Genomic DNA, 17,774 nt, shown 5'->3' with positions numbered 1-17,774 from the left:
GCGTCCTGCGCGGACTGGGGCCGGGCGGCCCCGGCAGGGCGGATACCCGTTCTGCCGGTCCGCAAGAACCGAACCGGGCAGGAAGGACGAAAAAGAGGGCGCGGCCCCGTCAGGGGGTGCGCGGCGGCGGCCCGGACGGCGCGTCCGGGCCGAGGGCGGCGTCGACCGCGGCCCGGGCGTGCAGGGCGGTGGTCGGGAAGAGCGGCACCGGGCTGTCGGCCGCCCCGACCAGCAGCTCGATCTCGGTGCAGCCCAGGACGACGCCCTGCGCGCCCCGGGCGACCAACTCGGCGATCACCTCCCGGTAGGCGGCCCGGGACTCCTCCCGGACGACGCCCAGGCACAGCTCCTCGTAGATCACCCGGTGCACGACGGCCCGGCCCGGCGCGTCCGGGACCAGCACCTCGAGTCCGTGCCCGGCCAGCCGGCCGCGATAGAAGTCCTGCTCCATGGTGAACGCGGTGCCGAGCAGCCCGACCCGGTCCAGCCCGGCCGCCCGGACCGCCCCGGCGGTGGTGTCGGCGAGGTGCAGCAGCGGTACGTCGACCGCGGCGGCCACCTGATCGGCGACCTTGTGCATGGTGTTGGTGCAGATCAGCAGCAGGTCGGCCCCGGCCGCCGCCAGCGACTCCGCCGCCCGGGCCAGCACCTCCCCGGCCTCGGTCCAGCGGCCCGCCGTCTGCAGCTCCTCGATCTCGGCGAAGTCCACCGAGTACAGCACGCACTTCGCCGAGTGCAGCCCGCCGAGCCGCTCGCGCGTCAACTCGTTGAGCAGCCGGTAGTACTGGGCGGTGGACTCCCAGCTCATGCCGCCGATCAGGCCGATGGTCTTCATCGCGCCAGTCTGCCATCCCGTCCCGGCGGCCCCACCCGGGCCCGACAGCCCGACAGCCCGACGGCCCCACCCCGTCCCGTCGGCCCGATCCCAAGTCCGACTGACGCTCGGGGCCGCCCCCGGGGTCACTCGCCCTGGCCGGCGCTTCCCACCGGGCCGACCTGCACCGGGGTCCCGCTGCCGTCCGTGACGGGCAGCGAGGCGGCGCCCGGCCAGGGCAGGGTGACCGACTGGGTCTCGTCCGGCGGGGTCACCACCAGGCCGGTGATCCGGATGCCGGAGCCGCCCGAGGTGTTGGCCGGGTAACCGATGCCGAAGTAGGTCGACTTGCCGCTCTTCAGGACGCCCGCGACGACCGGCTCGCCGGAGCGCTCGGCGGACAGCGGGCCCGCCGAGGTCTGGAGGTCGACGCCCGCGTACCCGGAGATCGCGCAGTCCTTGCCGCTGCGGTTCTTCAGCTCGACCACGACGGTGCGGGTGGCGTCGCCGGTGATGGTGCGGTCGGCGGCGGTGACGGCCAGGTCCGCCGTCCGGCACTTGGCCGTCTTCCCGGCCGCGTCGGAGCCGGCCGGTGCGGCGCTGGTCGGCGCGCCGCTCTTCCCCGCGCCGCCCGAAGCCTGGCCGCCGCCGGTGGAGGCCGCGGGAGACGCGGCGGACCCGGTGGACCCGGTGGACGCGGTCTGCGTCGCGGCCCGGTCGGGGCGCCCTGCGCGGTGTCCGTCCCGTCGTCGTCCTGGCAGGCGGTGAGCGAGAGGGCGGCGGCGACGGCCAGGGCGGCGAAGACGGACGTGCGGGCGCGCATGGTGTTCTCCTCGAGGACGGGACGGCGGTGCCGACCGTTCGGTGCGAGCGGGTTTCCGAAGAGCAGGACTGCCCGCCCGGCCGAACCGTTGCGTCCGGTCCGCCCCCAGGACAGTGCTGTGACAGTACGGCCGGGAAGGGCCCGCTCCGGCGCACCGGCCGCCGCCCCCGACCAGCCCTGACGCCGTCTCACCCGGCCCCGGGGCAGCACCGCCGCCGTGGCCGCCCGCCGGGACACACCCGTGACCCGAACGGCCTTGACCACGGCCGCGGTCCTTCCCCGCGCCCCTGCCCTCCCGCCGACCGGCGTCGGATCATCGGATCAATCGCCTTGGTGTTCGGCGCAGTTGGTCGGGTGGAAGGAGGCGATGACGGTCTTCCCCCGCCCGTCGGGCCGGGCCTGCCAGTCGTCGGCGAGGCTGTCCACCAGCGCCATCCCCCGGCCGGAGGTGGCGTCGGCCCCGGCCTCGCGCGGGCGCGGCATCCGCGGGGAGTCGTCGTGCACGCTGACGTACAGGCAGGAGCCGTCCCAGGTGAGGACGAGGTTGGCGTCGCTGCGGGCGTGCAGGTGGGCGTTGGTGATGAGTTCGGAGATGGTGAGGATGACCGCGTCGGCGGTCTCGGATGCGTGGGCCGTCCAGCCGAGTTCGTCGAGGTGTCGGCGGGCCCAGGAGCGCCCGGCTCGTACGCCGCTGGACACGGGCAGTGTCCGCGCCCAACCCACGGCCCGCAGTGCGGGGTCGTGTCCTTCCATGGTCTCCATCCCTTCGTCGACGGGCTCGTTCCGGGCACGGCTCGGACGCGGTACGAGGAGGGCGGTTTCGCACCGGGCCGGGCCGTTTCCGTGCCGTTCTCCGCGCCGGCCCGTCCGACGGCTGCTGGAGGTCTGCCCCGTGAGCGGTGGCGCACACCCCGTCGCTCCGAAACGGGTGGTGGACACGGACGAGCGGGGCCCGCGCCTGCGCGCGGACCCCGCTCGATGTCGGTTCCCGGGCGTGCCCGGACCGGAGCGCCTACCAGCGGTACCAGCGGCGACGGCCACCGGAGGGGTGGGCGCCGCGGGCGACGAAGCCGACCAGCCAGACCACCAGGACGACGATGGCCACCCACCAGAGTGCCTTGAGTGCGAATCCGGCACCGAACAGGATCAGGGCCAGCAGCAGGACGAGAAGAAGGGGAACCACGTGCAACCTCCGTAGTCGGTGTCGAACCGCCGTCTGCCCATGGCCGGGGCGAACATGCATCCGAAAAAACGGGGTCGGGGCCGACGGTCCGTCAGCGGTAGATGGTGCCGGGCTGCGCCGTGCCGGGAGCGAGCAACTGGTCGACGGTGACGAAGGTGTAGCCCTGGTCGCTGAGCGCCTTGAGCACCGCGGGCAGGGCGGGGACGGTGCCCTCGTGCAGCGGGTGCAGCAGGACGATCCCGTCGCGGGCGGCGCCGTCCAGGACCCGCCGGGTGATCAGCGCGGTGTCGTCGGTCGCGTAGTCCTGCGCGGTCACCGTCCAGAGCACCTGGGCCATGCCGAGTTCCCGCGAGATCGCCGAGACCCGGTCGTCGGTGCGGCCCTCCGGCGGGCGCATCAGGGTGGGCCGCCGGCCGGTGAGTTCCTCGATGGCGTCCGCGGTGCGGCCGAGTTCGTCCCGGACCTGCGCGTCGGGGACCTCGGTCAACCGGGGGTGCGTCCAGGTGTGGTCGCCGATCGCGTGCCCCTCCGCCGCGATGCGCCGCACCACGTCGGGGTGGCTGTGCAGGTCCCGCCCCTCCAGGAAGAACGTCGCCGGGGCGCGGTACTCCGCCAGCAGGTCCATGACCTTCCCGGTGGGCTCCCCGGGGCTGCCGTCGAAGGTCAGCGCGATGCACTTCTCCCGCGAGCAGTCCACCTGCCCCGCGACCGGCGCGCCCTTCGCCTGCTTCCGCGCCTGCCCGGGGCTGACCGTGACCATGGCGAAGCTGCGGATGACCGCCACCGTGACCAGGGCCGCGACCACCAGCACCGCCACGCCCAGCAGCACGTAGAACCGGGGCCGCCTCTTGACCAGTTTCATGCCGCAAACCCTACATTTGTCCCTTCGTCCGATTGAACGGCCGCTCACCGCAACCGGGGCACCGGACCGGCACCGGACCGTCGGCCCTCGTGTGACTGAGTGTTTTGGTTGGCGAGCTGAGCGGGCGAGCGCAGGGTAGTGCTTGGCGGCGCTGGCCAACGGATTTCTGGCGATTCCTGCACTTCGGGCCTGGTTGGCAAAGCAGCACCGTTGTTGGCGAACGAAGGCCGTAGCGACGATGCGTACGCAGGTGCCGGCGGTGGGAGCCTGCAGGGGTGGTCAGTGCGGGAGGGTTACCAGGATTCGGCCTCGGCTGCCGGCATCGACCGAGTCGTGGGCCTTGGCGATGTCCGCCAGAGGGAATTGCTCGGCGACGGCGGAAGTGAGGGCTCCGTCGGCGGCTGCGGTGGTCAGGTCGCGTGCGGCCTGCTGCTTGGCTGCGGCGGGGAAGTCGTCGCTGCCGAGCAGGCGCAGGGTGGTGTTGTTGAACAGCAGGGGCCAGAAAGGGATCTCGGTGCGGTCGGCACGGGTGGCGTAGGCGGCGATGACCGCATTGGGGGCGGCGACGGCGGTGTCCAGGTCGGCGTTGTCGGACAGGGACACCTCGATGATGCGGTCCACGCCCTGGGGCGTGTGGGCGCGGATGGCTGCCGCGGGGTCGTACTCGTCAAGGGCCACGGCGTGGGCGACCACGGCAGGGTCGACTTGGTCGAGTTCCGCGCTGCGGCGGACGGTGCCCAGGACGGTGGCTCCGCCCCAGTGGGCGAGTTGCGCGGCCAGGGAGCCGACTCCGCCCAGCCCGCCGTGCACCAGCACGGTGCGGTCGGTGACGGGGCCGTCGGCGAACACGGCCCGGTGGGCGGTGATCCCGGGGATGCCGATGCTCGCGCCGAGTTCCTCGCTCACCGTGTCCGGCAGGGGCACGGCGAGGTGCTCGGGGAGAACGGTGAACTGTGCGGCGGTGCCGAAGGCCCGGTAGGACTGGGCGCCGAATACCCAGACCCGCTGCCCGAGCCTGCCTTTGTCGACGCCGTCTCCGACCTGGTCGACGACGCCCGCGCCGTCGCTGTGCGGGATCACCCGGGGGTAGGGCATCGAGGAGTCGAGCCAACCGCGCCGCTTCTTGGTGTCCCCGGGGTTGACCCCGGATACGGTGATCTTGACTCGGACCTCACCGGGCCCAGGGAGGGGGTCGGACAGCTCGCCCACGCGCAGCACCTGGACGGCGGGACCTTGTTCGTCGTACCAGGCAGCGAGCACCGTAGACCTCCGTCGTGCATATTGGTTCGCCAACGTCTCCGAGCCTAGGGCGGCCCCCGCAGCCGCGCACGGTGCCGGTCGCGGCCCCGCGGCGCGGGCGGGCGCGGTCACCCGTTCGGCTGCGCCGCGCTGCCGAACGGCGACGGGCGGGTCAGCGTATGGGCAGCGACGAGGAGGGGGGTCGCAGCCGCAGGCGCCTTGGCGCGCACGGCCGCGACGCCCGCGACAGAGAGGCCGCCTGCCGTGCCGTACACCCCGAAGGACGCCACCGCCGCCACCGCCGCCGCGAACCGGCAGGCGGTGGCCGGCTACGACATGCAGGACCGGCAGGACTTCGCCGACGCCGACCGCGGCCTGATCGCACCGCTGCCGGGCCCGCTGCGCGCCGACGACGGGCGGGTCATCTTCGACGCCTCCCGCTTCGACTACATCGCCGACGACACCGAGGCACCCGACACCGTCCATCCGAGCCTGTGGCGCCAGTCCCAGCTGATCCGGCGCGGCGGCCTGTACAAGGTCGTGGACGGCCTCTACCAGGTGCGCAACAACGACATCGCCAACCTCACCGTCGTCGAGGGCGAGAGCGGCCTGGTGGTGGTGGACTGCATGGCCAACGTGGAGGCCGCCTCCCAGGCCATGGCCATGATCCGCGAGCACGTCAGCGACAAGCCGGTGGCCGCCGTGATCTACACCCACACCCACATCGACCACTACGGCGGCGTCAAGGGCGTGGTGAGCGCCGAGGACGTCGCCTCCGGGAAGGTCCCGATCATCGCGCCGGGCACGATCGCGTCCTTCGACAAGCATGCGATCGGCGAGAACGTCATCGCGGGCAACGCGATGAGCCGCCGTGCCTCCTACGCCTTCAACAGCCTGCTTGACCAGGGCCCGGGCGGGTGCGTGACCTGCGGCATCGGCATCGCCTCGCTGCCGGGGGTCACCATCTCCTACCTCTCCCCGACCGACCCGATCACCGAGACCGGGACGAAGCGGGACCTGGGCGGCCTGGAGTTCGAGTTCCTCTACGCCCCGGACACCGAGGCCCCCGAGGAGATGCACATCTGGATTCCGCAGCTGGCGGCGCTGACCTGCGCGGAGAACGCCAACCACTCGCTGCACAACATCCAGACCCTGCGCGGGGCCCGCACCCGCGACGCCCGCAACTTCGCCCGCTACCTCGACGAGACCCTGGAGCGCTGGGGCGACCAGGCGCAGGTCCACTACGGCCCGCACACCTGGCCCGTGTGGGGCAACCAGGAGGTCACCGGCTTCCTGGAGTCCCAGCGCGACACCTACAAGTACATCCACGACCAGGCCCTGCGTCTGGCGAACAAGGGCTACACCCCGCTGGAGGCGGCCGAGGAGATCGAGCTGCCCCAGGCGCTGGGCCGCAAGTGGTTCAACCGCGGCTACCACGGAACCCTGCACCACGACGTGCGCGCGGTGTTCACCAAGGAGCTGGGCATGTGGGACGGCGACCCCGTCTCCCTGCACCCCCACCCGCCGGTGGAGACCGCGCGCCGCTTCGTGGACCTCATCGGAGCCGACCAGGTGTTGGCCGAGGGCAAGCGGGCGATTGCGGCCGGCGACTACCGCTGGGCCGCGCAGATCCTGCACACCCTGGTCTTCGCCCAGCCCGACCACCAGGACGCCCGCGAGCTGCAGGCAGACGCCTACGAGCAACTGGGCTACCAGGCCGAAGGACCGCAGTGGCGCGGTATCTACCTGACCGCCGCCAAGGAACTGCGCGAGGGCGTCCAGGCCGCCACCTTCGCCACCGCCAGCCCCGACACCATCCTGGCCATGCCCGTCGACATCCTCTTCGACTACGCCGCCGTCCACCTGATCGGCGACCAGGCCGCGACCGCGGACCTGCGCATCGACTTCCACTTCACCGACACAGACCAGACGTGGACGATGTGGATCGCCAACGGCGTCCTGAACGCCCGCCGCGGAGCATCCGAGCGCACCCAGCTCACCGTCACCGGCCCCAAGGCTGCCCTGGTCGGCGCCCTGCTCCAACCCGCCACCGCACCCCAGCTCGCCCGCAGCGGCGCGATCACCCTCGACGGTGACCCCACCGCCCTGCACACCCTCGCCGGACTCCTGGACGACTTCGACCCCGACTTCCCCATCGTCACACCCTGACCGCCCCCGCCGGCAGCACGGCCGTGCACGGCAGGGCAGGTCAGGTGGTGACGACGAGCTTTCCCGACGCGCGCTGCGTCACAGCCCGACACCTGGAGGCCGAACTCGACCGCCGGTGCTCAACCCGCCAGGTACAAGGCTCACCCGCCAACTAAAACGCTCAGTCACACCTCGACCCTCGGCCCTCGACCGTCGACCCTCGACCGTCAGTCGAAGTACACGACGAGCCGGACGCCGTCGTCGCCGAAGCGGCCGGCCAGTGCCGCCATGACGGCGAACACGTGCTCCCAGCCGGTGCCCGGCCCGACGGCGTCCCCGAGGGTGAACGGACGGTACGCGACCCGGGTGGCGCCCACCGACCATTCACCGAACGGCAGTTCGGCGGGGCTCCGGCCGCCGACCCCGGGGCCCATCCGCCGCACCAGCTCCGCCGAGCCCCACCGCTCACCGACCCAGTACCGCCGCTGCACGTACCCGCCCCGCACGTATCCGCCCTCACCGGCCGGCTCCCGCAGCAGGACCACGCCGCGCAGGCCCGCGGGCGACGCCGCCAGGTCGGCCCGCGCCAGCTCCGCCCAGCTCACCCACGTCGGGCTGTGCACCGCCGCGTCCAGGCGCCGCGCCTCCTCGAACTCCGCCCGCATCGCCGCCGAGACGTCCTCCGGCAGTCCGCGACGAGCGGCGAGCGGCTCCCACCCCAGGTCGTTGCGCACCCCGAACAGCAGGGCGAACGCCGGGTAGTCGCCGGACTCCCCGTACAGCGGGCACAGGTCCGTGCAGCGCTGCCACGGTTCCCACTCGAACCAGTCCTCGTCGGCGTTCGGATCCCGGATCTCGATGCAGCCGTACACGTCGGTGCCCACGACCACGAGGCTAGGCCGCGCTCCGGCGCGACGGCCAACCGATTCCCCACCGCCCGTCCCACCGCCCGTCCCCGCCGCCCGTCCCCGCCGAGCGGCCCCCCGGGCTACCGGCCGGCAGCGAGGCGGACGGACCACTCCCGTTCGGCGACGGCGAGGGCGCGCTCCAGCGTCCCGACGAGCGCCGTGCGGCGCACCGACGCCACCGTCGGCCCGCGCCGGGCCCCGGTGCCCCAGGCCGCGCCGCCGTCCGCCCGCACCCGGCAGGCGAGGTGCACCCGTTCCCCGTCGGGGAAGGCGAAGGCCGTCACGTCGTCGGTGCACTCCCCCCACTCCAGGAACGCGCACCGCGCGAGTGCCGCGTCGGCCCCGGTGCCGGCGTCCTCGCCGTACCTGCACCGCTCGGCCCGGCGGAAGGACTCGGCCGGCGAGGTGAACCCCGGCGGGGGCGCGGCCGGGGTGCGGAAGCGGCCGAGTTCCGCCCCGAGCTTCTTGACCAGCAGCGGCGGGTAGAACGCGTTGTCCCACGCGTTCACCCGGAGCCCGCCGACGAAGACGTCGACGCACAGCAGCGCCGAGTCCTGTCCGAGGTGGAACTCCAACCCGAATCCGGCCCGCGACCCGAACAGCCCGGCCGCCGCCTCGCCCCGTCCCACCTCGGCCCCCTCGTCCCGGCCCCGATCCTACCGATCCGCTGCCGCCCCGAGGCCCGGGAGGACCGGCCGGGCACCGCTCACCCGGCGGCCCGCTGCGCACGTTCGCGCCGACCCGGGCCCCCGGCTCCGTCCGGGCGGTCGGCGAGCAAGTGCGTGCGCAGGAAGGCGAGTTGGGCGGTGACGGCCGGTTCGTGGGCTTCCAGGAACGGGGCGTAGTGGCGGCCGGGCAGGCGGAGTGTCTCGGCGTGCGGAGCGGCCGCGGCGGCGCGCAGGGCGGGGCCGGGCAGGGCGCTGCGGTCGTCGTCGCAGACGACCACCAGGAGGGGGCAGCGGATGCGGGCGGCGTGGCGTCCGGGCCGGTAGGTGCCGAACTGGAGGGCGATCCGGGCCGCGACGGTCCGGTCCCAGTCGGGGTGGCGGTGGTCGGGGTCGAGGGCGCGGTCGCCGTCCGTCGCGTCGGCGGTGGTGAGCGAGGCGACGGTGCCGCGCGGTCCGGCGGTCGGGACCAGCAGCGGCGGGCGGCCGGCGAGGCCGCCGAGCAGGTCGGCGGCGGCCCGGCCGAACAGGCGCAGCGCCGCACGGGGGGTCATCGAGCGCAGCGCGTGCGGGGTGATGGCGGGGGCGTCGGCGAGCGGGGTCTGGGCGATGGCGGCGGCCAGCCGCGGGTGGTCGGCGGCGACCCGCAGGACGTGGCCGCCGGCGAGCGAGAAGCCCCAGACGGCGATCCGGTCGGGGTCGACCTCGGGCAGGCCGGCCGCGAAGTCGACGGCGACGCGGTAGTCGGCGATCTGCTCGTCGAAGCGGACGACCTGGCGCGGGGTGCCTCCGCTGCCGCCGAAGTGCCGGAAGTCGAGGGCGAGGACGCTGAACCCGGCCCGGTGGAAGCGGGCGGCGAACCGGTCGGTGGCCGGTCCCCTGGTCACCGAGGTCCCGCCGGCCATGACCACGCAGCCGCCGTTGGACCCCGGGTAGTGCCAGGCGGCGCACGTGGTGGTGCCGCTGGCGAAGCGTACTTCGGTGCGTTGCCGGATCTCGGGCACGGGAAGCCTCCTCGGTGGGGATCGGTCGGGGTGCTTCCCATCCTCGGCCCGGAGCTGCCGGAACGGTCGCCGCAGGGCGGTGCGATGAGCGAAACTGACTGTCATGGTCCGTGAATCGGCGCATTCCGTTCTGGGTCCCCTGGACCAGCGGCTGGTCGCCGCCCTGCAGTGGGACGGTCGGCTCGGCGCCGAACGGGCGGCCGAGGTGCTGGGGGTGGGGCGGCGACCGTCCGCCGCCGGCTGCGGGCGCTGACCGCGGACGGCACGGTGCGGGTGGTGGTCTCCCCGGTGGCCCGGCCGCGCCACGGGGGCTCGGCCGGGGCGCTGTTCCTGCGGATCAGGGTGCTGCGCGGCAAGCTCGACGCCATCGTGGCCGCGCTGGCGGCGCGCGAGGACGTCCCGTTCGTCGACGTCACCACGGCCGGGGACGAGATCTTCGCGGTCGCCCGGACCGAACCCGGTTCGCGCGACCGGCTGGTGTTCCGTCGACTGCCGTCCACCCAGGCGGTGACGTCCGTGGAGAGCGCCACCATCCTGCACGTCTTCCGGCTCACCTCCGAGTGGCGCCACCAGGTGCTGACGGCGGCCGAACGCACGGCCCTGGCCCCGGCCGCATCTGCCCCGGCCGCCCCGATCCCGCCTGCTCCGGCCCCGACCGCACCGGCCCCGACCGCACCGACACCGCCCGTCCCGGCACCGCCCGTCCCCGGCCCGTACGGTGTGGAGGCCGACCCGCTGGAACAGGCCCTGCTGGACGCCCTCGCCCCGGACGCCCGGCTGAGCGCGACGGCCCTGGCGGCCCGGACCGGCCACCCGGAGAGCACGGTCCGCCGCCGGTTGGCCCGGATGGCCGCGGAGGGCCGGCTGGTCACCCAGGTGCTGGTCGACCCCCGCCGGCTCGGGCTGCCCATCGAGGCGAAGTTCCTCCTCCGGGTGGCCCCGGACCACCTGGCCGCCACCGGCCGCGCCCTGGCCGCCCACCCGGCCGTCCACGGCGCGTTCGCCACCTCCGGCCCCTCCAACCTGCACGCGGCCGGCTACTTCCCCGACCTGGAGTCCCTCTACGGCTTCCTCTCCCGGGACCTGACCGGCCTGGGCATCACCCACGTCGAAACAGCCGTCGTCACCCCCGCCACCGGCCGCTGAACCCCGCCCCCTCCCCCGGTCCGGGGCGCACCCCGCCGACCACGTCGGCACCTCCGGTGGATGACCCGCGAGTTCAGGGGTAGGCGGGTGCGGGCCGGGAGGAATCCCGGCCCGGGGCGCACGGGAGCAGGACGGCAGCAGGAAGGAGCAAGGCCATGAGCAGCGGCATCGGGGACGGCACCCGGTACGGCGGCGAGGAGCCGGTGGGCGCCCTCGTCACGCGGGCGTCGCAGCAACTCTCGGAACTGGTCCGGGAGGAGATGCGGTTGGCCCGGGCGGAGCTGACCGAGAAGGGCAAGCGCTACGGCCTGGGCGGCGGCCTGGTCGGCGGGGCCGGACTGGTCGGCGTCCTGGCGGCCCAGGCCGTGGTCGCCGCGGCGATCGCCGCCCTCGCACTGGCCCTGCCGGTGTGGGCGTCGGCGCTGGTCGTCGCGGCCCTGCTCGCACTGGTCGCCGCGGTCCTGGTCCAGGCCGGCCGCAAGCAGGTGGCCAGGGCCGGCGCTCCCGCGCCCGAGCAGACCATCGACAGCGTGAAGGCCGACGTGGCCGAGATCAAGGAGAGGGCACACCGATGAACGAGCAGCCCCAGGGCGACGGATCGGCGGAGACCGACCGGCTCCGCGAGCAGGTCGAGCACACCCGCGAGGACCTCGGCCGCACGGTCGAGGCGTTGGCGGCCAAGGCGGACGTCAAGGAGCAGGTCGTGGAGAAGACCGCCGAACTCAAGGAGCAGGCCGCCGAGAAGGCCGCGCAACTGACCGGCAAGCTCCGGGAGAAGGCGGGGCAGGCCGCCGACCTGGTCAAGGAGAAGACCCCGGACCAGGTGCTCGAGAAGGCGGACCAGGCCGCCACCCAGATCCGCGACACCGCGGTCCACGCCGGTCACCTGGCCGCCGAGAAGACCCCGGAGCAACTGCGGCAGAAGGCCGCGTCCGCCGTCGCTGCGGCCCGGGCCAACCGCACCCCGCTGCTGGTCGGCGGCGCGGTCCTGGTGGTCACCCTGCTCCTGCTGCGCGGCCGGAAGCAGAAGTGAACGCGGTCAAGATCCTGTACAAGCCGGTCGGGCTGACGCTCGGCGTGGTCGGCGGCCTGCTCGCGGGCGTCGCCTTCAAGCAGACCTGGAAGCTGATCGGCCACGACGACGACACCCCGGACGCCACCGACGAGGACCGCACCTGGCGCGAGGTCCTGCTCGCCGCCACCCTCCAGGGCGCGATCTTCGCCCTCGTCAAAGCCGCCATCGACCGCAGCGGAGCCACCGCCACCCGCCGCCTCACCGGCACCTGGCCCGGCTGACCCACCCCCAGGCGCCGGCCCCCCACCCCAGGGAGGGCCGGCGCCTCGGCACGTCCGGCCGCACCTCCATACTGTTGCCGCCCACGACCGGTCAACGCGCCAATGTCGGAGCGCACTCGCAAACGATCGACTCACGGCCAGCTCCACGCCAGCCCGGCGTGGCCACCGCTCCGACACAACCCCGACCAACCTCTACCGGAGCCCGCCCAACCGCTCAGGCAACCGCAGCGACACTCACACCGCGCCCAGGAAGCGGGCCAGCACGCGCCACAGGACCGCCCCAGCTACAAGTGCCCGGTACGACCAGCGTCACCATGGCGTTCGCGCAGGCACGGGGCTGAGGAGGAACAATCCCCGCGAGCGCGGGGCCGAGAGTGCGGTGCTGCGGTCGTCGGTGAGGATGAAGGAGCAACCCCCGCGAGCGCGGGGCCGAGGGCCACCCCGGCTTCGACCAGGCCGCCGCCGCCGAGCAATCCCTGCGAGCGCGGGGCCGAGGACGGGCCCGGCCGAGACCGTGCACTGGCTCAGGAGCAACCCCCGCGAGCGCGGGGCCGAGACCATGATCGGCACGGTGTACTTCAGCACCTCGGAGCAACCCCCGCGAGCGCGGGGCCGAGTGGGCGCCGCGGTCGGACTTCAGGTCGACGATGGGGCAACCCCCGCGAGCGCGGGGCCGAGATCTCCAATGAGGCGGGGAAGGCCGGCGACCGGGAGCAACCCCCGCGAGCGCGGGGCCGAGGTCGGGCCCTCGGTCGTGTGCAGGCAGCCGCAGGAGCAACCCCCGCGAGCGCGGGGCCGAGGGCTCGGGAGCTTCGGTGTTGTCCTTGTCAAGCGAGCAACCCCCGCGAGCGCGGGGCCGAGGGCTCGGGAGCTTCGGTGTTGTCCTTGTCAAGCGAGCAACCCCGCGAGCGCGGGGCCGAGCGAGCTGACCCGCTCGCCGGGTCTGCGGCGCCGGAGCAACCCCCGCGAGCGCGGGGCCGAGGGGTTCTCGTCGTGCAGTTTCTCCGCCGTCTGGGAGCAACCCCCGCGAGCGCGGGGCCGAGCACCGCTTGATGGCATATGCCTTCTCGCGGGGGGAGCAACCCCCGCGAGCGCGGGGCCGAGGACAACAACGTCCTGGGGCGCGAGACCCGGCAGGAGCAACCCCCGCGAGCGCGGGGCCGAGGCTTGGGCTTGATGGTGTCCGACCAAAGGGTCGGAGCAACCCCCGCGAGCGCGGGGCCGAGCGCGTAGACGAGGCGTCCGGCTCGAAGCCCGAGGAGCAACCCCCGCGAGCGCGGGGCCGAGGCGACGCTGACGTAGCGGCCGCGGGGGTCCCGGGAGCAACCCCCGCGAGCGCGGGGCCGAGTCGCGGTGGCCGAGGATCTCGCCTCCGGCCCCGGAGCAACCCCCGCGAGCGCGGGGCCGAGCACCGTGGCACCGGCGGCGGGCGTCAGCCGCCAGGAGCAACCCCCGCGAGCGCGGGGCCGAGGCGGCGGTCCGCGCCTGGTTCTACAGCCCGGTGGAGCAACCCCCGCGAGCGCGGGGCCGAGATGGAGCGGTGGGTGAACCCGCCGGTGTGGTGGGAGCAACCCCCGCGAGCGCGGGGCCGAGCTTCGTGACCTGCGATGTTATCGGGTCCGGCGGGCGGAGAGAATCAGTCCGTCGAAGTCGACGGGCTTCCAGCGGTCTGTGCCGGCAGTACGGATGGTCCAGCCTTGTTCGTTGGAGGCGGGTTCGACGAGGATGGCTTGGCCGGTGCCGATGCGGGTGGCGAGGAGTTCCCAGAGGCGGTCGCGGATGCGTCGGCTGGGGTTGCCGACGAAGACGCCCGCGTGGACTTCGACCATCCAGCGGGTGAGGTGGCCGCGTAGGCCCTCGGGGGCGGCGATCAGGACGATGACGGTCATCGGGGGTCCTGCTTCGGCTCGTTGTCGAACTCGGGGCCGACGATCGCCAGGTGTTCGTCCTCGTCGCCCAGGCCCGGATCGATGGCATGGAGAGCGGAACCGCCTTCAGCCGAGGACCAGTTGACGCCGCCTTGGACCGCGCCGACCTTCTCGTCCCACAACTGGTTGACGTCCTGGTCCTCCAGGTCGAGGCCGTCCGGGGTGAGGAGGGCTTTGACGTCGCGGACGATCCGGCCGAGGAGGCGGTCCTCCGCGATGCGGTCGCGCAGGCCGAGGCGGGCGTCGCGTTCTTCGGTGTGGCCGCGGGCGGTGAGGTCGAAGGCGAGGGGGATGGTGTATTCGGCTTTGTAGAGGTCGGCGATGTCGAGGACGAAGGACGTGGCCAGGCCGGTGTGGACGAAGCCGAGGCCGGGGCTGGCGCCGAGGCCGGTGATGACGGCGTGGCAGATGCCGTAGAGCGCGGCGTTGGCGGCGGAGAGGAGGCGGTTGAGGTCGTCGCCGGCGGCGTGTGCGTCTCCTGGCTGGTAGACGCGTCCGTTCCAGGGGACACCGGTGCGGCGCGAGTGCGCCTGGTAGAGCTTGCGGATCCGGGCGCCTTCGCGGCCGCGCAGTTGCTGCATCGTCGCGGCGTCCACGTCTTCGCCGGGGAAGCGCATGCGGTACATCGCGCGGGCGACGGCGAGCCGTTCCTTGGTCCGGCTGACCAGCCACGCCTGCCGGTTCAAGAGCCCGGCGCCGCGGCTCGGCCCGAGTCCGGCCGCGTACATGCGGACACCTTGCTCGCCGACCCAGCACACGGTGGTTCCGGAGTCGGCGAGGAGGTTGACCGCGCCGTGGGTGATCCGGGTGCCGGGGCCGAGGAGCATGACGGCGACCATGGCAGCGGGGACGCGGACTGTCTCGCGCTTGTTGATGACCACGACGGCGTTCTCGTCGCGGTCGATGTGGCTGCGCTCGACGTAGACGCTGGAGATGCGGTCGGAGAGGCGGTGCAGGTCGTGGGGATGGGCTTTCCACCAGATGTCGGCCATCGGTCAGCGGGCTCCGCCGGGGAGCGGGGCGAGGGTGAGCAGCCCGCAGCCGTACGCCTTGGAGGGGCCGATGCCCTCGAGGAGGGCGGTCCGCAAGAGGGCGGGGTCGCTGATCCGCAGGTGTCCTTCGAAGGTGGCGGTGGTGAGGGTGACGGGGGTGCGGGTGCCGGGTTTGGCGAAGGTGCGCCGGTCGCGGTCGGTGATCCGGACCTCGCGGGCCGACGGCCCGTCGCCGTCCGGGGCGTCCAGCCCGGGGGCGGGGGTGTCGGTGCGGGCTTCGGGGACGGTGAAGCCCCAGCGGGTGGTGCGGTCGAGGAACCAGGCGAGCTGGTGTCCGGCGGTGCGGTGGGGGACGCGGTAGGAGCGGTGGCGGAGTTCGTCGGCGGTCTTGGTGCGGTGGGTGCTACTGCCAGTCGGGTTGGAGGTGTTCTGCACGGGGCTGGCGGTGAGCCGGAAGGCGTACTCGCGGCCGAGGGCGAGTTGGGCGAGCAGGGGGCTGTAGTCGCGGACCGCGTAGTGCTCGCCGTCTGCGTCGGGCCATCCGGCCTGTTCGACGAGGTGCGTCCAGTCGGGTTTGCCGGGGGTGAGGACCAGGAGGTGAGGCCGTCGCGGGTGGTCGGTGTCGAGGCGCCAGAGGACGCGGTCGCCGGGTGCCTGGTCGGGGACTCCGGCCTGGACGGCGCCGTGCAGGGCGCGCGGGTTGGCGAGCAGGGTGCGGCTGGCCGCGCGCAGGGGGTTGATGCGGACGCGGGAGAGGTAGGTCATGGGTCGGGTCACCAGCCCAGCAGGGCGAAGGGGTCGTGGCCGCCGTCGGCGGGCGGCTCGGTGGGAACGACGGCCCGGAGGCCGGTGGGAACGCTGAGCCACTCGTGCCGGACCTTGCGGCTGCTGAAGCCGCGGCGGCGCGGGTCGAAGCTCAGCGGGACGTCCTGGTAGGTATCGTCCCCGTGCGGGTCGTCGAAGCTGGCCTCCAGGTCGACGCGGTCGGTCCGGCGCGGGGCCTGGCCGCGTTTCGCCTGCCGCTCGTACGCCTTCCTGGTCTGTTCGTTGGCCTGCCAGGGTTCTTCCGCGAGGGCGGTCTCCAGCGGTGTACCACGGCGGACGCCCAGGCTCAGCGGCTGGGTGGGCGTGCAGGAGCGGCGGCCGAGGGCGAGTGGGAAGGCCGGGCGGGTGACGGCTTCGCCGAGCATGGCGACCAGTTCGGCGGGTCCTTCGACGGCGACGAGGAACACCGCGTCCTGGAGGTAGTAGCGGTGCGTCACGTGGGTGTGCTTGCTCGGCGACGTGGGCTTCTGGACGCCCTTCGCGTTGACCCCGGCCTGGGGCAGCGGCAGGCCGCGGTAGTCGCTGACGGTGTGGTAGTCGCGCAGGAGCGTGCCGGGCTGGTCCACCCGGACGCCGAGCCGCAGACCGACCAGGTCGGTGAGGTCCGCTCCGCGGGGGCGGCCGGCGGCTGCGGCGAGCAGCCCGACGACGCCGGACTTGGTGGGCTGCGGGGTGGTGTCGCGGCGGTTGAAGGCGCTGCGGTCGCCCCAGGATTGGAGCGGTCCGGCGAGTCGCAGCAGGAGGACCGCCCGGTCGTCCGGCGGGGTGGTGTCGGCGGGCATCAGCGTTCCGCCGTCCGCTCGGTGAGGGCGGTGCGCAGGCCCTCGCGGAGTTCGGCGAAGGTCCGGTTGGCGCCGAACGCCTCGGCGAGCGCGGCCGCTTCGGGGCTCGCGGCGTCCAGGGTGTGGCAGATGGCGGTGTGGAGCGGTTCGTCGCCCCACTGGGAAGTGGCGGTGCGGTACTCGGCGGCGAGGCGGCGGGCCGATTCGGTGAGGATGCCGTCGCCGGCCGGGACGGCGTTCTCGTACGCGGAGACCAGGTTGACGGGCTGGTCGGTGCGGACCACGACGGCGACCAGGCTGGGCCGGGTGCGGTGGGCGAAGGAGTTGCCGTAGCCGGTGGGCATGGAGCGGGCGAAGGAGTCGACGAACAGGTCGACGGCCTCGACGGCGGTCTTCTCCTCGCCGAGGTTGTCGGTCAGCTGGTGCAGGCCGACGGTGGCGTAGCGGTACAGGGTCGCCGAGTTGAAGCCGATGGTGCCGATCATTCCGGCGCCGGTCTCCTCGTCGCCGGTCTCGTCGTCCACGGCCGTGTAGTAGTCGAACTCGAGCTCGGTGGCGTGGGTGGAGAGGGCGTGCGCGACCTGGGTGGCGGCGTCGACGTTGAGGCCGGGGATGTCGGCGACCATCCGGCCGAACAGCGCGACGTCGACGGGGTGGCCCTGCTGGAGCTGCTCGCGGACCGGCAGGTTCTTCGCCCGCTCCTCCAACTGCTGGTCGTCCAGTGCCGCCAACTCCGCCGCGTCGGCGGCGACCAGGTCGACGATGCCCTCCAGCTGTCGGCGGCCGTAGAACAGCAGGTACGCGGTGTCGCCCGCCTTCTTGCCCGCGGCTATGCCCATCGGCTTCAGCAGCGCCCCTGCGATGCGCTGCGCGTCCTCGGCGCGCAGGTCGGCACGGGCGGCGAGGCGCTCGGCGAGCTTGCCGGCGATGCGCTTGGTCCGGGTGCCGAGGTCCTGCGGCTCGTAGCGCTCCGCGAAGTGCACGCGGGTGGCACGCTTCCATGCCTGGGAGGAGACGCGGGAGCGGCGCTTGCCGCCGAAGTACGCCTCCTTGGGGCTGCCGTTGTCGTCGCGGTTGAGGTTGGCCGGCGGGACGGTCTGCAGGATGTGGACGTCGACGTAGAGCCGGGAACGGGAAGGCACGCGCTTCTCCTGACGAG

General features: G+C 73.7%; 20 protein-coding genes and 2 CRISPR repeat arrays. Of the genes, 6 read left to right on the top strand and 14 right to left on the bottom strand.

Annotated features, from left to right (window positions below; translation table 11 throughout):
• Positions 1–109 precede the first annotated feature (109 nt).
• The 6 genes from QMQ26_RS33030 to QMQ26_RS33005 form a co-directional block, all read right to left on the bottom strand.
• The gene (locus tag QMQ26_RS33030; protein WP_282203823.1) at positions 110–835 is read right to left on the bottom strand and encodes an aspartate/glutamate racemase family protein; all 726 of its coding nucleotides are present in this window, start codon (positions 833–835) and stop codon (positions 110–112) included.
• Positions 836–960: 125 nt separating this feature from the next.
• Positions 961–1,329, bottom strand: a complete 369-nt coding sequence (locus QMQ26_RS33025; protein ID WP_282206665.1) for a DUF4232 domain-containing protein — start codon at positions 1,327–1,329, stop codon at positions 961–963.
• A gap of 629 nt (positions 1,330–1,958) precedes the next feature.
• Entirely contained in the window at positions 1,959–2,390 is a 432-nt protein-coding gene (locus QMQ26_RS33020; RefSeq protein ID WP_282203822.1) for an ATP-binding protein, read from the bottom strand.
• A gap of 259 nt (positions 2,391–2,649) precedes the next feature.
• Positions 2,650–2,820 carry a hydrophobic protein gene (locus QMQ26_RS33015; protein WP_100839128.1) on the bottom strand — a complete coding sequence of 57 codons (171 nt, stop codon included), beginning with the start codon at positions 2,818–2,820 and terminating at the stop codon, positions 2,650–2,652.
• A gap of 91 nt (positions 2,821–2,911) precedes the next feature.
• Positions 2,912–3,682 carry a polysaccharide deacetylase family protein gene (locus QMQ26_RS33010; RefSeq protein ID WP_282203821.1) on the bottom strand — a complete coding sequence of 257 codons (771 nt, stop codon included), beginning with the start codon at positions 3,680–3,682 and terminating at the stop codon, positions 2,912–2,914.
• Positions 3,683–3,961: 279 nt separating this feature from the next.
• Positions 3,962–4,942: an NADPH:quinone reductase gene (locus tag QMQ26_RS33005; protein ID WP_282203820.1), complete on the bottom strand. Its 981-nt coding sequence runs from the start codon at positions 4,940–4,942 to the stop codon at positions 3,962–3,964.
• Between the two features lie 243 nt (positions 4,943–5,185).
• Here QMQ26_RS33005 and QMQ26_RS33000 point away from each other — a divergent pair, with 243 nt between their 5' ends.
• On the top strand, positions 5,186–7,090 hold the full coding sequence (locus QMQ26_RS33000) for an alkyl/aryl-sulfatase (protein WP_282203819.1): 1,905 nt from the start codon (positions 5,186–5,188) through the stop codon (positions 7,088–7,090).
• Positions 7,091–7,296: 206 nt separating this feature from the next.
• On the opposite strand, the gene QMQ26_RS32995 is transcribed toward QMQ26_RS33000, so the two are convergent.
• The 3 genes from QMQ26_RS32995 to QMQ26_RS32985 form a co-directional block, all read right to left on the bottom strand.
• Positions 7,297–7,953, bottom strand: a complete 657-nt coding sequence (locus tag QMQ26_RS32995) for a hypothetical protein (protein ID WP_282203818.1) — start codon at positions 7,951–7,953, stop codon at positions 7,297–7,299.
• A gap of 104 nt (positions 7,954–8,057) precedes the next feature.
• Complete coding sequence (locus tag QMQ26_RS32990) at positions 8,058–8,606, bottom strand: hypothetical protein (protein ID WP_282203817.1); 549 nt, start codon at positions 8,604–8,606, stop codon at positions 8,058–8,060.
• Positions 8,607–8,683: 77 nt separating this feature from the next.
• Positions 8,684–9,646 carry an alpha/beta hydrolase gene (locus QMQ26_RS32985; protein WP_282203816.1) on the bottom strand — a complete coding sequence of 321 codons (963 nt, stop codon included), beginning with the start codon at positions 9,644–9,646 and terminating at the stop codon, positions 8,684–8,686.
• A 103-nt stretch (positions 9,647–9,749) separates the two neighbouring features.
• Between QMQ26_RS32985 and QMQ26_RS32980 the strand changes: the two genes are divergently transcribed.
• The 5 genes from QMQ26_RS32980 (at position 9,750) to QMQ26_RS32960 (ending at position 12,088) form a co-directional block, all read left to right on the top strand.
• Positions 9,750–9,899 carry a hypothetical protein gene (locus QMQ26_RS32980; protein WP_282203815.1) on the top strand — a complete coding sequence of 50 codons (150 nt, stop codon included), beginning with the start codon at positions 9,750–9,752 and terminating at the stop codon, positions 9,897–9,899.
• 23 nt (positions 9,900–9,922) lie between these two features.
• A complete protein-coding gene (locus tag QMQ26_RS32975; RefSeq protein ID WP_282203814.1) occupies positions 9,923–10,792 on the top strand; it encodes an Lrp/AsnC family transcriptional regulator in 870 nt (289 codons plus the stop codon).
• 155 nt (positions 10,793–10,947) lie between these two features.
• Positions 10,948–11,367: a phage holin family protein gene (locus QMQ26_RS32970; RefSeq protein WP_282203813.1), complete on the top strand. Its 420-nt coding sequence runs from the start codon at positions 10,948–10,950 to the stop codon at positions 11,365–11,367.
• Positions 11,364–11,825, top strand: coding sequence for a DUF3618 domain-containing protein (locus tag QMQ26_RS32965; RefSeq protein ID WP_100839134.1), 462 nt, complete (start codon positions 11,364–11,366; stop codon positions 11,823–11,825). Before QMQ26_RS32970 ends, QMQ26_RS32965 begins: the two co-directional genes overlap by 4 nt.
• Positions 11,822–12,088, top strand: coding sequence for a DUF4235 domain-containing protein (locus QMQ26_RS32960; RefSeq protein ID WP_100839135.1), 267 nt, complete (start codon positions 11,822–11,824; stop codon positions 12,086–12,088). Before QMQ26_RS32965 ends, QMQ26_RS32960 begins: the two co-directional genes overlap by 4 nt.
• 344 nt (positions 12,089–12,432) lie before the next feature.
• A CRISPR array of direct repeats spans positions 12,433–12,949; the repeat unit is 29 nt; unit sequence GGAGCAACCCCCGCGAGCGCGGGGCCGAG.
• Positions 12,950–13,040: 91 nt separating this feature from the next.
• Positions 13,041–13,681: a CRISPR direct-repeat array (repeat unit 29 nt; unit sequence GGAGCAACCCCCGCGAGCGCGGGGCCGAG).
• Between the two features lie 17 nt (positions 13,682–13,698).
• Here QMQ26_RS32960 and cas2e read toward each other — a convergent pair.
• From cas2e to cas7e, 5 genes are read right to left on the bottom strand one after another with little or no spacing between them, the layout of a single operon-like run.
• On the bottom strand, positions 13,699–13,977 hold the full coding sequence (cas2e, locus tag QMQ26_RS32955; protein ID WP_282203812.1) for a type I-E CRISPR-associated endoribonuclease Cas2e: 279 nt from the start codon (positions 13,975–13,977) through the stop codon (positions 13,699–13,701).
• On the bottom strand, positions 13,974–15,008 hold the full coding sequence (gene cas1e, locus QMQ26_RS32950) for a type I-E CRISPR-associated endonuclease Cas1e (RefSeq protein WP_282203811.1): 1,035 nt from the start codon (positions 15,006–15,008) through the stop codon (positions 13,974–13,976). Before cas1e ends, cas2e begins: the two co-directional genes overlap by 4 nt.
• Before the next feature lie 3 nt (positions 15,009–15,011).
• Positions 15,012–15,773, bottom strand: coding sequence for a type I-E CRISPR-associated protein Cas6/Cse3/CasE (gene cas6e / locus QMQ26_RS32945; RefSeq protein WP_282206664.1), 762 nt, complete (start codon positions 15,771–15,773; stop codon positions 15,012–15,014).
• Between the two features lie 8 nt (positions 15,774–15,781).
• Positions 15,782–16,615, bottom strand: coding sequence for a type I-E CRISPR-associated protein Cas5/CasD (gene cas5e / locus QMQ26_RS32940; RefSeq protein ID WP_282203810.1), 834 nt, complete (start codon positions 16,613–16,615; stop codon positions 15,782–15,784).
• On the bottom strand, positions 16,615–17,757 hold the full coding sequence (gene cas7e, locus QMQ26_RS32935; RefSeq protein ID WP_282203809.1) for a type I-E CRISPR-associated protein Cas7/Cse4/CasC: 1,143 nt from the start codon (positions 17,755–17,757) through the stop codon (positions 16,615–16,617). The genes cas5e and cas7e overlap by 1 nt, the downstream gene beginning before the upstream one ends.
• Between the last annotated feature and the right edge of the window lie 17 nt (positions 17,758–17,774).

It is taken from the genome of Kitasatospora fiedleri (assembly GCF_948472415.1).
Lineage (GTDB): Bacteria > Actinomycetota > Actinomycetes > Streptomycetales > Streptomycetaceae > Kitasatospora > Kitasatospora fiedleri.
Note: the sequence above shows the minus strand (reverse complement) of the source record. Positions and strands in the feature narration are given on the sequence as shown.

Coding starts and splice junctions, on each gene's coding strand:
- QMQ26_RS33030 (WP_282203823.1), bottom strand. CDS start 835: ATGAAGACCATCGGCCTGATCGGCGGCATGAGCTGGGAGTCCACCGCC.
- QMQ26_RS33020 (WP_282203822.1), bottom strand. CDS start 2,390: ATGGAAGGACACGACCCCGCACTGCGGGCCGTGGGTTGGGCGCGGACA.
- QMQ26_RS33010 (WP_282203821.1), bottom strand. CDS start 3,682: ATGAAACTGGTCAAGAGGCGGCCCCGGTTCTACGTGCTGCTGGGCGTG.
- QMQ26_RS32980 (WP_282203815.1), top strand. CDS start 9,750: ATGGTCCGTGAATCGGCGCATTCCGTTCTGGGTCCCCTGGACCAGCGG.
- QMQ26_RS32970 (WP_282203813.1), top strand. CDS start 10,948: ATGAGCAGCGGCATCGGGGACGGCACCCGGTACGGCGGCGAGGAGCCG.
- QMQ26_RS32965 (WP_100839134.1), top strand. CDS start 11,364: ATGAACGAGCAGCCCCAGGGCGACGGATCGGCGGAGACCGACCGGCTC.
- cas2e (WP_282203812.1), bottom strand. CDS start 13,977: ATGACCGTCATCGTCCTGATCGCCGCCCCCGAGGGCCTACGCGGCCAC.
- cas1e (WP_282203811.1), bottom strand. CDS start 15,008: ATGGCCGACATCTGGTGGAAAGCCCATCCCCACGACCTGCACCGCCTC.
- cas6e (WP_282206664.1), bottom strand. CDS start 15,773: ATGACCTACCTCTCCCGCGTCCGCATCAACCCCCTGCGCGCGGCCAGC.
- cas5e (WP_282203810.1), bottom strand. CDS start 16,615: ATGCCCGCCGACACCACCCCGCCGGACGACCGGGCGGTCCTCCTGCTG.